This is a genomic window from Maribellus luteus (assembly GCF_003576475.1).
Classification (GTDB): Bacteria; Bacteroidota; Bacteroidia; order Bacteroidales; family Prolixibacteraceae; genus Draconibacterium; species Draconibacterium luteum.
The window spans coordinates 15,764-33,074 of the sequence record NZ_QWGR01000012.1 but is presented as its reverse complement, the minus strand read 5'-3'; the positions used below and the strand labels follow the sequence as shown (position 1 = coordinate 33,074).

The 17,311-nt window shown below is 45.4% G+C and carries 6 protein-coding genes; all 6 read right to left on the bottom strand.

Going from position 1 to position 17,311, the window contains the following annotated elements; translation table 11 throughout:
• Nucleotides 1–9: 9 nt before the first annotated feature.
• From D1614_RS17400 to D1614_RS17375, 6 genes are read right to left on the bottom strand one after another with little or no spacing between them, the layout of a single operon-like run.
• Nucleotides 10–3,582, bottom strand: a complete 3,573-nt coding sequence (locus tag D1614_RS17400; RefSeq protein ID WP_119439252.1) for an eCIS core domain-containing protein — start codon at nt 3,580–3,582, stop codon at nt 10–12.
• A gap of 38 nt (nt 3,583–3,620) precedes the next feature.
• Nucleotides 3,621–5,525: an eCIS core domain-containing protein gene (locus D1614_RS17395; RefSeq protein ID WP_119439251.1), complete on the bottom strand. Its 1,905-nt coding sequence runs from the start codon at nt 5,523–5,525 to the stop codon at nt 3,621–3,623.
• 3 nt (nt 5,526–5,528) lie between these two features.
• Nucleotides 5,529–7,079 (bottom strand): contractile injection system tape measure protein, encoded by a 1,551-nt coding sequence (locus tag D1614_RS17390; RefSeq protein WP_119439250.1) that lies wholly within the window; start codon nt 7,077–7,079, stop codon nt 5,529–5,531.
• Between the two features lies 1 nt (nt 7,080).
• Entirely contained in the window at nt 7,081–11,304 is a 4,224-nt protein-coding gene (locus tag D1614_RS26080; RefSeq protein WP_206610063.1) for a PKD domain-containing protein, read from the bottom strand.
• 11 nt (nt 11,305–11,315) lie between these two features.
• Nucleotides 11,316–14,069, bottom strand: coding sequence for a baseplate wedge protein (locus D1614_RS17380; protein WP_119439249.1), 2,754 nt, complete (start codon nt 14,067–14,069; stop codon nt 11,316–11,318).
• Nucleotides 14,057–17,305, bottom strand: a complete 3,249-nt coding sequence (locus D1614_RS17375; RefSeq protein ID WP_119439248.1) for a baseplate J/gp47 family protein — start codon at nt 17,303–17,305, stop codon at nt 14,057–14,059. Before D1614_RS17375 ends, D1614_RS17380 begins: the two co-directional genes overlap by 13 nt.
• Nucleotides 17,306–17,311: the final 6 nt, after the last annotated feature.

The window sequence follows — 17,311 nt, the reverse complement described above, 5'->3', positions numbered from 1 at the left end:
TCAAAATTATTAATCAAAAATGTCATCTTTTACGTCGCGTGCCAATCCTTTGGCCATGTCAATCACATCCAAATCCGGATAGATCACTTCAATATCGTCAAATGAAATATCAAAAGGCTGATCTTCCTGGTAATGAACCGGGAACACCAATCCAAACTGAATATCGGGTCCCCAGCTAAACGAGGCCAGGTTGTACCTCCATGTTTCTGAAATCGAGAACCAGCCAATGCCAAGGCTCGCACGGGCAAAGGCATTGACGTCGAACACAAATTTTGGGTTCACCGTGATTCGTCCTTCTGCATCGAGCACCACTCCTGTTTGCGGGCTCCACGATAAATCAACCATGGCCGATGCTTCGCCTTCCAGACCAAGCGTTCCGGCCAGTTCGATACCGCCAGACAAACTGGCGATGGCAATGCTAACTCCCAGTCCGAGATCGCCGCGGAGTGTAAGTCCGGCATCTGCAGGGATCGCAAATTCACCGTGACCATGAATTTCTGTTTCATCTTCCCGGTCCGGATTGTAGGTAACCTCGGCGTACACTTCGCGCAACTGCCCCGGACCAAAACCAGCGGAGAAATCGAGTCCGCCACTTATTTGTGCTACCAAACCAATACTGCGAGGTCCGAGCGGAATGGCAAAAATCGGAATCTCGACTGTTGGCACTGTAAACAGGCTTCTGCGGAATTCGCGCCGGTCAAAAACATCCACCGCACTGGGCAAACCAATTCGGCCGGTCACTTCCATCTCGCCGTTGGGCAAAAACTGAACACCTGCCGTTGCTTCCAGCCAAGGTGTAAGTTGCAGCGTGAGATCGCCGCCACCGTAAACCCTCATGGTATCATCGGGCTCTCCTGTAGGCTGACCGTCTTCGCCGATGGTGCGGTTGGTGGCCCCCACGCGTACATTTCCGCTGAGCATTCCGCGTTCGTAGGCTGCCTGTCCTTCAATGGTAAGTGCACCATTCTCGTAACTAACGGTCAGCGTTGAGTCGATTCCGGGAATATCCGGCTGAGCTGTGCCGGAAATCATAATATCATAACCTTCTGCACCTTCCTGTTTGCCAACGCGTGCAGACACTGTACCGCCCTGTATGCCGGGGATTTCAGAACTCAGGTTAAAATCGCCGGAAATCGAAAAGCCTTCATCTCCATAGTTGATCGACAAAGTTCCCTGGTCAATTCCCGGAATATCAAGTTCGGCATCGCCTGAGGCAGATAACCCCGATTCTTCTGAAAAATCAACACTTATAGTGGCTGTTTTTACTCCCGGCACTTTGTTTCGGGGAATCGTTAAGGTACCGCCAATACTCCACAAACCATTTTCATAAGCCATTCTGGCACTCGCCTCACTCCGCCCAAAAAGTCGTTCATCAAATGTAATATCGCCTCGTAATCTCAGTCCATTCTCCTGGTTAAACCCGGCTTCAATGGCGCCACTTCCGATCGGGTCCATCTGAAACTCAATGTTTCCATCTACTCCAAATCCGTCAACGGTACTATACCCAACCGATAAACTTGAACTGTCAATGGTTAATCCCGGCACCGGTATATTCAGATCAGAAGGAGAATATTCGGCTGCAAAATAGGCTTCAGTACCCCGCACTCCAACCACCAATGCGGCTCCCCGCAAAAATTCTACAGAAGGAGTCAGTCTTCCTTCAGCAAAAAAGCCGTCCTCGTTAATTCCAAATTCACCGGACAATTCGATGGGGCTCAGGTACTCAAAATCCATCCCCATTGATGGTACGTCTCCCACTTTTCCGGCATACTGGCTAATCGACTTTTTTACAGGAATTGTAAACGGTCCTTCCGGGGCATTAAAATCGGATGGAAGATCCCAATTTGCGGTAATTTGCCCCATGGGCAGATCGGCAGCAACTGAATCATAACCGGAATTGAGTGAAATATTGGAGATTTTCATACCGGCCACCGCTTTGCTTTTGGCATTATCGGGTCCCAGTTGAATCGACAAACTATTTTCTTCGTGCGGAAATAATTCCATTAAGTAACCGTCGTCGGGTGTCATCAAGGCAAATTCAGTGGGCGATCCCGGTTCGCCGATATTTCCCAGATCCTCCAAATCGTTCAAATGCAAGCCCTGTTCAATTTCTTCCCGGGTCCAATACTGACTCTCCCCTCTTTGTCCTGCAAAATCACCTTGACCAAGCTCCACCTGTTCAAAATTAATGGTATTGGCCGCCATATAGGTTTCTGCATCGGATTGAGTATTCGATTCGCCGGAAGCTTCCAGATAATTTCGGACAATAGCCACAATGTTCGATTTGGTTTTGGCCCCTGCAGTGGCATTGGAGCTTTTGTCGAGCAGCTCCATGTTTTCAATTTCGTTGGGCGTGGTAGAATTGGGCCAGCCTCCGGTTTGAAGTTCAATAATGTGATCGACTTCCATGGTATTATCTAGTACGCGGCCACGTTTGTCCCAATTGGCGATGGTGAGCTTTTTTAACAAAGTCGCCCGCCGTCCCCGTATTTCTTTATCGCCCGGAGTTTTTATCTTTTTAACGCCCGAAAATTCTTCGTGAAGCCCGAGTCTTTCGGTATTTTGCATTTTATCCCAAAAATGATTTTTCCAAACACTGATTTGATTTGGTCTTCCCCGGCTGTAGCCCTGAAAACGCTTCAATTTTCCCTGTGATGCCCAGGTTTGATAGAGCGATAAATGTCGGGCTTTTACTGCCGGGAGATAAAATTTCTTTAGTATATCTTCCGGGTTTTCAGCTGTTGTATCATTTTCCTGCTTCTGGATCATTTTACGCTGGACTGAAGCTCCCTGCTGAACCGTGTGCGTCAGCTCGTGCGCCAGCAAATGTTTTCCCGATTCGGTTCCCGGGTTATAGTTTCCTTCGTTGAAATAAATATCGTTGCCGTGTGTAAAGGCCTGTGCATTGAGGTTTTCACTCATTTGCACCGCATCGCTTCCGGTGTGAATTCGGACACTGCCAAAATCCGCCCCGAAACCCGATTCCATCTCACTTTTTGTATCGCCGCTCATCGGACTTCCACCGCCTTTAGAACTCTCAAGAGATGACTCTACCGAACTGGCATTGTTGGGAGAATCCGACTTGGTTTGTAATTCCGGTTCTTCTTCGGGGATATCCGTACTTCTTTGAACCAGTGATTCAGTTTGAAGAACCTCTTCCTCTTCCGGTTCGTTTACTTGCTCTTCCTCTGCCGAACCGATTGAACTGGCCTGTAACGCGGGAATGGATGAAACAACATCGTTGTCAACTGAGTTCTGAACCAGCAAATCGTTTTGCCTGTCTTCGGCTTTCATTTGCACCTCTTCTTCTTCCGATTTTTCAGCACTTGTTCCCGCACCAAAAAATCCCCCGGAGGAATTCAACGACTTGGCATTTACGCTATCGGATACAGAAAAAAATGTGTCTTGGGAGGTATTTTGTGCCCTGCCTTGCTGTACAATCTGATCGGCCATCTGATCAGCTTCCACCTCGTATTTGTCGCCCGGTTGTCCAACCTTTAAACTGGGCTGGATAAAAGGCTCGTTCCGGTTTGCAGCGGAAGAGTGAGTACTACTTTTTTGTGCCGATTTTGATTCGTACATAAATCATTGGTTCCTTTTATCAATTCAAAATTTGCCGTTTATATCGTAAAGTTGTTCAGCGTCCTAAAAATAAATGCTCCTGCTTTGGCCACCATAAAACTGCCTCCCGGGGTTACGAAGAACGACTGTGTTACATTGGTAAAAAGCCTTCCCTGAGCATCCGATTCTCCGTCAATCTTGTATTTGTTTGGAATCACCCATTCGTGATACCCCCTGCTGAACGGTGGATTCCCTCCTCTCCAGGCCGCCTCATCGGTTAGCCCGGTATTCATGTCATCAAATGGTAAATAATCCGGGTTTGGGTCGTGGTGAAGATCTGCCGCTGAAAACTGGTTAAAATAGCCGCTTACACTTGTTGCCGGACCGGGCTCCTCGAACCACTGTGTGCGGCCAAAGTTTACGTTTAACGGATGAACGGTAATAGCAGCTTCCATTGCTGCGCCAAGCGTTCCGGCGGGTATGGGTAGAATTGCCGACCGTTCTAAGGTAATTGAGTCGGGTGCTTTGGTTGACATGATCATGGATGCTAAACCTGCCTGATTGGTAAGTGTAATGATGCTGACCATCGGAACAGGCGGAGCTTCCCACACCATGTTCTGTCCCGTATTTAATCCGATAATCCTTCCTCCGGTGACCGTCCAGGTGCCTTCCGTATTTCCGGTAAAGCGAACAAATTCCCCCACTCCCACCAAGGTACGTTCATCGGCTGTTCCGTCGGGTGCAATGCTGATCGTTGAAGAAGTGATGGAAGGAGCTTCTGTGGCCGGAGTTCCGGTGGGCAAAGTTGGCGCGCCCCACGAGAATAATCCGTCGAGCGAGGCCATGGTCCGGGCATCAATTATTCCCGTTACCGGTAAAGAAGACGAACGCTGAAAACTTTCCACAGCAGCTTTGGTTTCATTTTTAAAAATCCCGTCAACGCCATACACTGGCAATGGAAATCCGGCATCCACCAAAGCCTGTTGTATCAACGAAACCGGCCGGCCAGTGCTTCCATAGCCAAGCGTTCGTTCTCCATCCAAACAGGCTTCCAAGCGTAAATTACCACTAAACCGATCCGAAACAAGGTCCCGGTTATCGTCCATCGTGGTCTGCACATCGGCCTTTACAAATCCTTTTTGCTGAATGGTATGTGTAAGTTCGTGCGCCAGCAAGTGCTTTCCTTTTTCCGAGTTTGGATCGTATTTTCCTTCGTTAAAATAAATATCGTTACCATGTGCAAAAGCCTGTGCTCCCATTTGGCGGTTCATGTTTACAGCGTCGTGCCCGGTGTGAATCCGAACCTGGCTAAAATCGGCTCCAAAGCCGCTTTCCATTTCCGAACGAATGTTGTTGTCCATTTTTGATCCGCTTCCCGGACTCGAAGCCAAAGTGCTTTCCACACTTGATGCAGGTTGAGCACTTCCCTCGGCTTTTGGCATTATTTCTTCTTCCTCTTCCTCCGCTTGCATTTGCAACTCCTCCTCTTCTTCCTCAGCCTTACCTTGTATTGCCTCTTCTTCCTCCTGCATCTGCAATTCTTCGCCTTCCTCTTTGGCCTGAACCGGTTCCTCCTCTTCTTCTGCCTGCGCTTGAACCGGCTCCTCCTCTTCCTGCAGTTTTGGTTGTGCGATTTCCTCCTCTTCTTCCTTTGGCTGGCGTTGTGCAATGCCAACTTCTTCCATTTCCTGCTGAACAAGCGGTGTTATTCCTTCTGAAATACTTTCTCCGGTATTCCTGAATCCATTGCTATCCAATCCGTTTAACGAGCTATCCGGTGCATTTTGATTAACGACCGCATCTGCCGCACGATCCGCTTCCTGTTCAAAACGATCTCCTGGCTGGCCTACCGTAAGTTTGGCCTGTGCCGGAAAAAAAGATGACTCCCCGGATTGTGAAAACAGCGGCGAATGATTTCTTCGGCCACTGTAATTCGATCTGTAAATTCTGTTTCCTCGTCTCATCGCTTACCATTCAACAAATAACAATTGCTCTCTCCACGGTAATTTAATGATGGACACGCCCCAGGGCAACTTGTCCAGCAAAATATCCTGTGCTTTGCGTTCCACAATCAGTTTGAAATGCTGATCCGTCCGAACCAGTTTCCCATCCCGCTGAAAAAACATCTCGCGCATTCCCTCCACCGAAGTATTTTTTAGTGCTTTCCAGTTGTCAACTACCTGTTGCAACATCTCGTTGGCTTCGCTTTTAATTTCCGGCGTTAGCAAACTATAAGCAGGAACGGGTGTTTCCAGCGAAACTCCGCAAAGAAACTTCTCCAGTATCATTTCTTCTTCCCATAAAGTTTCTGCGCCGGTCGCACAAAAATGTACCGCCTGCAAAGCCAGCATCCGGTATTCCTCTTTGATTTTGTTTTCTTCGTTTAGCCACTCAAAGTGTTCAAAAAAGTAAAGCAAAAAAGGATGAAAAAGAACCTGGCCTGCATTTCGAACGGTGATTTCACCAGCGTCATTTTCGAAAAACAGCGGTTCCTTTTCATTTTCAGTATGCACTGATCCTTTTGAAATAACGGTTGGGTCATTTTCAACGATTGACCCCTTGCCTTGAGTAGACCCCCTTTTTGTGTGTTCGAACGGGTGATGCCCTTCAAACATCACAGTTTCCTTAAGTTCTTCCTTCCCAATTTGAAAATGCCGATGAACAACATTGTCCTTCAAGTATTTCCCGATTTTTTTATGAAATTCTTTATTTATATCATCTGAATTTTCTGAAACAGAAATTATTCCCTCTTTCCAAAAAGTACGTAACAGCTGCAAAAACCTACTTCCGGAAATTTCTTTTCCGGAGGACACCGAAATCCGCAGTAAATACTCGATGAGTAATCTTTGACTTGCTGTGGAAAGTGTTTGCAGAAACTTCTCAAACCCGGTACGATTAGTAAAAACAGGATTAACGCCATCTATAACAGAGAGAACCTGCGAATGCGAAAACTGAAAAACGAAGCGTTTTAATGCACTGTCCATATTCATAAAAAGTGAAATCAGCTGAACAGAAAAAGAATTGTCACTTACCAGTTTCTCCCATGCCTTTTCCTCCAGTAGTTCCTCCAAATTCGGTCGTTTCCCGTACCAGGGTAAATAGCCATGCTCCAGAAAAAACAGGAGCGTTTTGCGATTTTTCTGTTCAGGACTTACAAATTCACCGTGCAAACCGGCGTGGGCAATTTTACCGGTCCCATCCAGTCGCCACCGTTCCCCTTTTGCAGGGACCTTTATTCCCAACGACTCAACAATGTTTTGCCGAAGTTTTTGCACCAGCTCTTTTTTGACCCGATGACGTTGCTCCCAATTCTCGATTTTCAGGTCAAAAACAAGTTGGTTGTATCGAACGATCTGATTTCCTGCATTCAATTCATCCAACAGACTTTCCAACTCAGGAAATACTTCGTTTTGCAAGAATCCACTGATGTCATCTTTAATCTGATGGGCTGTCTTTTCGTTCTGAAGATTTACGTCCACCAAGACCCTGTTTATAATATGGTTGCCAAATGTTGCCAAATCAGATTAATACATTATCGACTATAAATTTTGTCTGCTCGGCCAGGAAAAGCCGGTCGGCGACTTTTTCTGCATAGTTTTTTATAAAAGCTTTCATTGTTTCACTGAATGAAATCTTACGTTCCTTCAGTTCTTTAAAGTATTTTACCAGCTGGGAGAGTAAGTTGTTCAGAATATCGCCAAACGCTTTGAGCGCTTCGTTGCTCTGACAACCCATTACATTGTAGAACAGCCGGATCTGAAGTTCGAACAAGATCATCAGTAGTTTCTGAATTTCGGGCTGCGTGCTTGTTTTAATGATCATGTTGAATGTTTCAAACCAAAGTTTTTCAAACATAACCTGAACCTCGCTGTTGGCTTTTCCGCTCAGAAAATCATCGATCCGGTCGATTACTCCTTTGTTAAAACCACTTGTACCACCATAAATACTTTGTGTTTGAACCAGAATGTTTCCAATCACTCCGGCTTCGTCAGGCTTCGTCGCCAACAGAATTTTCAAATCCCTGAGAATCGCTGTTTTGGCTTCATCCACACAGTTGCTTACCGGCGGCTCTTCCACATATTTGGTAGTTATTCCAACAGAAGTCCTGCTCACCGGGCAAACCGCTGCCCCCGTTGCTACCTGTGTTATTCGCCATTCAGTAGGACTGTTTGGAGTAAGGTTGATCACAATCGGATTAAGATTCGTGGTGGTTTGCGGTGTACCATTGATCGACCAGTCGAACTTGTTCGCGTTCTTCGAAGTATTGGAAATAACCAATTGATTGCCGACCTGTTTTGGCGAAATACCGGCCACAGGAGGGGCGAATAATGTAACATTAAAACCGGCGTCTTCCCCGTTTACCAGGAACCCAAAGGTTCCGACGGTAGCCGCAGCCGGGATAAAACTAAATCCTCCGGCATTGTTTGGGATCACACCCGGCCCGGAGATTACAACCTGGGCATTTTCGGGACTTACCGCAAATGCGTATTCGTTTTTATCGTTGGCACAATACTCGGTAGTATCCAACTGAACGGTCGGCTTAATTTCCACAAAGGCGATATCGTGCTCAACAGTATATTTGCAAATTCCGTTTGAAGCCGTAACAGTGAGGCTAACGGTCACTTTGTTTTCTGCGTTTACCGGCAATTTGTAGGTATGCGAAGGTGTAGTTTCGTTAGAGGTAGCTCCGTCTCCGAATTCCCATAAATAGGATGCACCTTCGAGGTTCTCACCCGTGGCAACAAAACGGTGCGTTGCCTGGTTGGTGGGTTCCTGAGGCACCGAAAAGTCGGCCTTTATTCCGGGATAAACCGTAAGAACGGCATCGGTTACCTGGTTATCAACGGTAAATTTAATGGGGACACCTATTTGAGTTGCGGGGAATGCATCGGAAAGGATGACAATTTTGCCGTTTTCAACACTCACTCCATCTACTGCCGGATTGGGTGCCACTGTTCCATCTGCCGGGCTGACTTCGTACAAAATCGGCTCCGTATCGGTTAGCAGGCAATATTTATCCCGCTCCAGGCGAAGCGTTGCCGGTTGTTTGGCAATGATGAAATTCACCGGAGCACAATCAGAGCAACACATGTAAGGCAAAGCAAAATCAGCCACCACGGTGTTGTCAGGAACCGAAGAAGGTACAATCAGTCGATTTAACGACTGAATATCTTTGATCCGGTCAATATAACTTTCGTAATTCAATATCTCCGTGGCACTTTTCAGGACGGTCGATCTCTCTGCAAAAGTCAATTTTTCAGCGTTCAATAACTGACTGGAGAGTAAAGATTTTGAAGCGGACAAATCCACTTTTGAAAAGATGTTTGCATCCGAAACACGATCGATTACAGAACCGGTATCAGTGCTTACTTCTGCATTTTTATATACCAAAACAAAAGTACCACCGGGTTCCACACCAGCTTTGTGCTCCAGTCCCGGATGCTGCTCAATAAATTTTGAAAGTTGCAGGCGAAGTAAGATCTGTTCTTTGCGGTTATTGATCTCATCCAAAAGCACTTCCATTTTTTTGCCCGAACAGCAAACCGTAGAAAGCTGGTTAATGAGCAAGCCAATAAAAGCACGAAGTCCCACCGATAAAGACGTGGATTGGTACCCGGCTTTTAATTTCTGAACCAGCGCACATAACTGCGTAAGCGAAAGTTTATAGTCGCGTACCTTAACGGTATCGACCAAATGAACCGCCAACGGCATCCGTTGCGTAATAATGTAGGTATGCGCCATTAGTTCCACCGACTTGTTGGCAACAAAATCCTTTAAATCGGGCACGGCATTCCACTCTTCGGTATTTATTTTTTCCTGAAGTTTGTTTTTTGCACTGGCGATAATATCGTTGGCAGAACCACCTTTGTTTTCATCGATGGCCGCTTTTAGTTCAACACCCAGGGTATCTTCCACGCTACTCATATTGTCCGAAATCACAGAACTTCCGGCAACTGCCTGATAAAGCAGTTTTGTTTTGCTCACCGTAGCCTCTTTCAGATAGGTTGTATTGTAATCTGTACTTCTGTAGTTAGAAGAAATGGAGCCGACTTTCAGATTTGATTTGAGATCGAGTTCCGCCTCTTTTATGTTGGCTCCCGGAACCCGGGTGCTAAAGCCCGAAAAGAAACTGGATACCTGCGCCAAAATACAATCCTGTTCCGAAGTCCAGGCTTTTAACATCACTTTCAGGTCCTCGAACTCACATTCATAATCGTCGATGTCGAGGGTTTCGGTATTGATATTTACAGAAAGTGCCTTTACGTCAAACGATAGTCCGTATTCTTTTTTCAGGTCATCCAACTCTTCCAGCACATCGCGGTAATCTTTTCCCTGGTGCCCTTCAATTCTTAGAAAATCAGAAGAATCGGTATTAAAAGCAAGCGGATTCTGAATTTGCGGAGCTGTAGAAAGGTTCTCGCTGCGATAACTCAGGTTAAATTTCTCCCGGAATATTTTCGTTTTGGAAAAATCCCAGCTTTTCAGAAAAGCCGTTTCCACGTTGTAATAAAACGGGATACTTCTTTTGCCCAGTTCAGGTAATTTATTCGAAGGAGTTATTTTTATTTCACCGACCTTGATTCCGTAATTTTTGATCTGTTCCAACAGGCGAAGCACCAGCGACTTTACCTTTTCCAGCTTATCGCAGCTGCTTAAAGCCGGCGAGCGGTAAAAACTGTGTCGCAGGTGCTTGGGAACAATGTTTATTTCCGAAAGCAATCCCAGCAATAAATGTTTCGGAAAAGCATTCACATCGGGCGAACAAATTTCTTTCAGGCTCAGTAATTCCTGCCTGATTTCATCGTACGTATCCACCAGGTCTTTTAAATAATCGTAGCGATACTGAATATCGAAAGGCGTTTTGTAAGCCGCGAATGTAAACTGCGCCTTCAAACTGTTTAAAGTTGAATTGAGTGCAGCCGGACTGATTCCGAGTTGCAAAAGTCCGCCAAAATTCTTCACGATTAAACTGATACCATTACTTAGGTTTTTCAGCAAATCGTCGCTGTTGATGGCCGTATGATAGGCGCGTTTCAGTTCTTCGTATTTCGATGTATTGATCTGGTTCAGTACAACACGTCGAACTGCCACTGAAGGAAGATCAAAATACTGATCGATTTTATTGTGTGCTGAAAATATGGAATCGTTGGCAGCTATGTATTCTGCATCGGCTTTGGACACCAGTAACACCCGCAGGCGATTGATCTGTGCAATTCCCTGGTTATCGCAATCAATGGCTGTACAGAGATCGCCATCGTCGGCGTATGATTCAAGGTAAAGCAAAACCGCCATTTCGTTCAGGTTGGGCAGTTCACTCAAAGGCGAAGAATTTTCAACCGCTGTGGGTAGAATCTCATAAAGATCCATCACAGCAGTGGTAAGTTCCTCGCTACCAACCAGTTTTCGGAAAGGAGCATAAGCGGCTTCGTTATCGTCAAACTTTTTATAATGGGAATAAGTAACTGAATTCTTTACCAGCTTTTTAGGCGAGACTCCCTCCTCTTTCAGTTGCAGCAAGTCGCCATCGGTGGTAATTCCAACGCCCTGTGTCAGCACAATGTTGGTGCCCGACCTTGAAACCTCAAAACCACAAACGGTGCCCACACCGATCAAAAATGCCCGGGTCAGCCGGTCCTGATCATCGAAATATTCGATAAACTCGTTTAACTGTTCATCCGTGAGTACCTGGTTTTCAACAAATGTATGGTACTTGGTAGTAATTTCTGTTAGTTTCGGTGTCATTGCTTCTGTAATTAAAGGTTTCCAATGTTTGTTCTCCCCAATATGATCCGGCCTTGCAGTGAATCTTCCTCATCGTCGCAATCGATTAGCCTGCCGGATGGATAAATGGTGTTTAATTCGGTGATTGACTTTATCAAATTCTTCAATGCTGTTTTGTCCTGTGCCTGCCCGATGTTTGTTTTTGCCAGCAAAAAGGCTTTGTAATCTTTTTCGAAATGAAGCATGTCATTCTTCTCTTCTTCAACGCTGCCTTTGCGGTCGCCAATCCAGCAAATACGGGCAAGAATATGTGCCGGAAGTTCGCGGCGGATAAGCTCTTCCATAAAATTCCGGAAATCCATGTTGCTGAAACGGTAAGTCCAGCCCGGCAACACAACAGTTACCCGGTACGAATACGGATCAATGGGTTCGCAATTCTCGCAGTTGTCGGTGCAAACCGGCATAAATTCGTCCATTAAGCCTTCTTCCGCGGTGACATCCGGACGCAAAAGAATGTGCTCAACGATATACATCCCCTCATCCGTGAAATCATTTCTCAGGAAGTTGATCAGGCTAATAATGGCATCTTTCAGTTCCTCCTGTGTTTCGTAGTACAAAAACTGACGGGCGATAATCCGGTCCACGCTGTTGGGATCGGCCTCGGTGTTGATCACGTCAAACGAATACATTCCGCTTTCTGCTTTTTGTATTTCAAAATTCCCTACCTCGTACTCATCACCGATTTCATTCTGAAAAGCTTCTTGGATGGTTTCAGGTGAAGTTTCGATCACTTTCAGAATCGAGAAATACATCTCGTCTTCCGCATACCGGGGCGATTTGTAGTTGACCGTAGCCGACAAAGCCGGGGTTCCGGTTGTATCTTTGATCCGCCATCGATATACTTTTTCTCCCTCGGAATCGATCAAATCGTACACTTCAACAAACGATTCAGAGAGATTGCGGCGGCTGTAATCTTTCATTCCACACAAACGGGCCATTCGTTTTTGAACTCCGGCCACATTTTCGGTATCCCAAAGATCCTCGTTCGCCTGTTCAAAATAGTTAAAAGCACTTCCGCGCCAGTTACTGATTCCCTTGTTTTCGATGTTGTTGTCAGCATCCGTGATTTCGCCGTATTCTGACAGGAAAAGTTGCTTGGTATCCACAATCGACTGATCGGCAAATTTTCCATACAAAGTTTTCATCAGAAAAGCATATTCACTGAATCGCTCGGCAAAACGGGCCAGCAGGTGATCGAGTAAGCGGTTCTTTCGCGCAATATTATCGTCCAGGTCAGCCAACAATTGTTCTGTCAGCAAATCGTCATCCTCCAGGGGATAATCCTGAACGATTTCATGGAAGTTTTTTATGTCGCTAACGGCCTGTGTGAAGTAAGTTTTTGAAAGTTCGTTGTTTACCGACAGCAAATCTTTCACCTTACTCAGGTGAGCAAAATAACTGGCAAAAACCTGGTCAAAAAACAGCAAATAAGCTTTCAGTTGTTTGGCATGTGCCTTCCGGGCAACGGTGGAACGTTTGGGCAAACCAACCGGCCCAATTCCGTAGGTTTCAGGAAAATCATTCTGAATGGTGGTTGTCTCCCCGGTTTGCAGGTACTCACCTTCAGGTACAAGAATCTCTTTTCCGATTTTGGCCTCTTCCTGCAGGGCTTTTTCCTCTTCCTCAAACGTTGCGAGATAGGCATTAACCGCCTTCTTATTTATGTTGACCGGAAGAACGCCTTTGTAATAAGAAAAAGCACTGAGATGACAACGAACCGGCTTTTTATCATCCGGAACACAAACGAGCCAGACATCTTTGTCGCTCGTGGGATTTGCACAATCGTTGACCGACATATCTTTTATCAGTTTCACCCCTTCGATGTTCATCACCAGCTGCATCAAATCCGAAAGCCTGACTTCTTTTCTCAGCCGGGCCTTTTCCAGTTCCTGCGAATCGATAAAACCACTCTCCAGAACCGGGCCGTCAAAAATCTGATCCGAAGTATATCCCTTGTCAAACATTTGCTGCAGGGAATAAAACCAGATATCGGGCGACAAATATTTATCGATGGCACGTAAAATCTGTGCATGCACCTTTTCTTCATCTACCTCTGGTTCCACTTCAATGCTGGCGCAAACCTGCACCGGAAAGGTTGTTACCTCTTCCACTTCCACCAGATCCTCGCATAAATTACGGTTTTTATGATAAGCGTCGATGATCTGCTTTTTGATCTCCTCTTTTTTCGCTTCTTCATCTTCAAACGCACTCAAAAACTGCTCGTCAAAATCCACGATAATCCGGTACAATCCATTCAGGATAAATTCATTTTTGTTGTGTTTTTCAAGCCCCGAAAAATCATCCGGATCATACGAGAGCAGATCGTGTTTACAATCCACATAAACTGTTTTCTCGTATTTCTTCAGCCAGCAATTCTTAACGCCTTCAATGTCGATAAAAAGCTTGCGATAGTCGGCTTCCGTAACGGGTTTCGACGGCAGTATCTGAGTGGCTTTAAAAAATTGATCACCAATAAATCCGCTTCCTGCCGGAGGAGTAAGAATGTTCTCGAGCGGCATACTGATGCGCGCACCAAGATCAGTTATCGCATAACACAGCACCTCCATGATACTGATGCCCGGATCGTGTTCGTTGTAATCCGTCCATACTTTTCCGGAAAGCTGTTCGATGTACTCCTGCCCTTTCTGACGCAGGAATGCATAGTCCTGATCATCGCGCGATGCAAGGTCTTTGGGTATGGTAATATGTTTTGTTAGCTCTGACATTTTTCTGCTGGTTCAATTTCGTTTTTGGAACAGTCGTTTATCAGGTCATCCACAACATGTGCTTTTGAGGACACCAAGATTGTCTCGGGGCTTGACGGAACAGCAACTTTTACTTCTTCTTCCGTTCCGGCAATTTTCTGAAACAGTTTTACGTCGCTTACAAAATCCACATAAGCCAGTTTTTCCACGTAATTGATCACCACGCTTTTGTGCAGCGACAAACCAAAACGAATCTTTGCTGTAGTATCAAACGCCCACGGCGACAACAGTTTGGTTAAATCCTCTTTCAGTATCTTTTTATAATAGACATTATCAAAACCGGTATTAAACTGAACCTTTAACACCACTTTTACTTCCTCGTATTCGGGATTGATCACCACGGTATTAATCAAAGGAGAGTTGAGCTTCTTAAGGTAGTTTTCAATGTTATTTAAAGTGGCTTTGCTCACGCGCGGCTGATAAATGTCGAACACATTTTTATTGACGATGTCAGGAACCACAACGACCACAACACTTCCCGGCGCCAGGTAACGTGTTTTTCGCTGCTTGTTTACAATTTTGGAACAGGTGTGATTCAGGCATTTTACTTTATGAATTTCGGGGAAATTCTGTAGTACCAGGTGTTCGTAATCCCACAATGAAATCGCCCTGTTTTTATGCCGCAACCTTTCGCTAACGCGCCGGTAATAATCTGCATCACTTTCTTCGGGTGTGCCTTCAAACGAGCTGTAAGGCTGCGACAAGCTTTTTACCTTCGGAATTCGAAAGATCATTTTCGAAATGGTATCTCCCGGCAAACCGTTTTTCAGGTGCGCAAGATCGTTTCCGTTATCTGAAAACGCAGCAACTACTGCCTGCGCATGAATTCCGATCGCTTTCGAAACCGCATTGTATTTTTTATGAATCCGGGCTTTCAACCACATGTAGCCAGCAGGAAGCAAAGTATTGTCATTGGTTGCCTCTTTTGGAACCGTGAATTTCAAAATCCCCGATTTCAGCAAATTGTCTGTTTCGTTGGCAATAATAGCAGTTGTATCGAGCTGTTTCCAGTCGTTGTTACACAACATCCACCATTCCACCTTTTGCTTGCCAACAAAAGATTCTGCCTCCGGGTTTTCACTTCCCTCCAAAACCTGGATCAGCAACGAAACAATCTGCTGTTTTTGAGCATTTTCCAGGCCAATGTACAATTCCCCACCTTTGCAATAATTCGGAACCGCGCGCAATTTGGAGGCTTCCTGTTTTGCCATTATTTTATTGGATAACTTGCCGGTGATCGATTCTTTTGCCTGCCCGAACGGATGCTCGTGAAACAGGTCAAAATCTTCGATATCGTAGCTTTCTCCGCTGGGTTTCAGTTCGGCCTTAGCCGTGTAATTAAGCGTTATTTTTTCAACAAAAGGCGTATAAGGTTCATTCGGGATCAGTATGTTTTTATCTTCACTGCTCATGGCCACCGCATACAGTCGTGGGAACATATCGTGAAGGAAGGGCTGAATCAATGACAAGCGGATGGGGCCGGTTTTATCATCATCTGATTCCGGGTTGGAAACATCAAAATTCATCGAAAAAGCTCCGTCGTCTTCCTTCGTATCAAACAGGGGTATTTCCTTTTTATCGGCTACAAATTCCCAGTCTTCGTTCTGAAAAATCTCAACTGCAGCCGTAAAATCTTCATCCGAAGAAATGATCAGGTTGCTGAAATTGAATTTAGCCATTCCGACTACCTTACCTATTCCGACGGGTGTAGGAGCAATCAGTGAATCGATGTAAGCTTTACTAAAAATCTGATTGCTATAATCGAGCGAGGTCATCTGAAATTTGAAACTCTTCCGATAGGCAGCATACCATTCTTTAAAAGCATCCGGTGTGTTTTTCCAGTCGATTTTCACATGAAGATCTCCCCATTTCTTTTTGAATAGTTCGGGATAGTTGATGTTGAATTTCGATTTTTTGACAGGTTGAGTTGTAAAAGGATAAAAAGGCTTGGCGGCATTAATGTCTCCAAAATCGTTTGATAACGAAAGGCTTTCGATGCCCTTTACATAAACGCTGACACTCGCCGAAATCAGTTCTTTTGTAATCAGTTCACGGTAAAGTTGATGTGCATCCGGATCAGCTGTTCTGAAAAGCACACGACAAACCGGGAAACTGGCATTGAAATGCTCTGCATGTACTTTTGCATCGTATTTCACCACCGCTTCTTCCTCTTTCGGAACCCTGAACAAAATATTCAGTGTCTTCAGGTCGCCGCTTTTTACTCCGGAACTGAAAGACACCGGATCTTCGTCCTCTCCCCCCGATTGCTCGAGGATTTCCAAAGGTCCGATCCAGCCTTTTTCTCCGGTACAAAACACCTCAAGGTTGGCTTCCAGTTCATCGCGGGAAATACTTGCGGGGAGGTTGGTATCGAATTTAAACTGAATTAGCACATCACGTTCGCCTTCCTGTAATTCGAGTATTTCACCCGAAACCGCGAAACCAACTTTTGCATCCGCCAATTCAGGATATTCTCGCAGATCGGGATCACCGTCTTTTGGAGCAGGCTCGAAATAACCAAAAGGCCACCATTTTATTTCTTTATTCGGAAAATCTTCGCCCAAACCATCAAACGAATTGGCCACTTCCGCCGCTTTTATTTTGCTGAATTCATGATCGTTGTATACACTTTTCAGCTGTGCCACAACAGTTTGATTTGCAATCAGCTCTTCTTTGGTTCGATAGATCAGTTTCTTTCCGGTTGCATCTTTTCCTGCATCCAGTTGTGTTTTTGCTGCAATCTTTTCGTCCACGGCATTTTTAGCCAGTTCAAAAAGAATATGAACCTGATCGCCAACAGCGGCCTGTTTTTCAATTTTCAGTACCCGGTTGAAATAAAAATCGAGGTGACTTTGAGTAAGACTGTTAAAATGTTTTTGCGTAACCTCCAGCAATTTTACAAAGGTTACAAACAAAGCCAGGTGAGGTGTAATTTCCTGTCCATCTTCCACTTTTTTCAGGAAAGTTTCCAATTCCTCTTTCGTGAAAAAGAAATCCTGCCAGTTTCCGGAAGACACCTTGTCGTCGTCCACCCCGTAATATTGAAGATGAGCTGCAAAATTCCAGGCAAACTTCATCCACTCGTTCAACCCAAAATTATTGAGCTTAACCCACGAAGGATCGAGCATTTCGCTGAAACGTTGTGTTTGCTCCGTTCCTTCCCGCGTTAATAATATGTCTTTTCCGCAACCTGCCATTTAGTG

Bases quoted from the DNA above. Each gene is read 5' to 3' on its own strand.
- D1614_RS17400 (WP_119439252.1), bottom strand. From the start codon at position 3,582: ATGTACGAATCAAAATCGGCACAAAAAAGTAGTACTCACTCTTCCGCT.
- D1614_RS17395 (WP_119439251.1), bottom strand. From the start codon at position 5,525: ATGAGACGAGGAAACAGAATTTACAGATCGAATTACAGTGGCCGAAGA.
- D1614_RS26080 (WP_206610063.1), bottom strand. From the start codon at position 11,304: ATGACACCGAAACTAACAGAAATTACTACCAAGTACCATACATTTGTT.
- D1614_RS17380 (WP_119439249.1), bottom strand. From the start codon at position 14,069: ATGTCAGAGCTAACAAAACATATTACCATACCCAAAGACCTTGCATCG.
- D1614_RS17375 (WP_119439248.1), bottom strand. From the start codon at position 17,305: ATGGCAGGTTGCGGAAAAGACATATTATTAACGCGGGAAGGAACGGAG.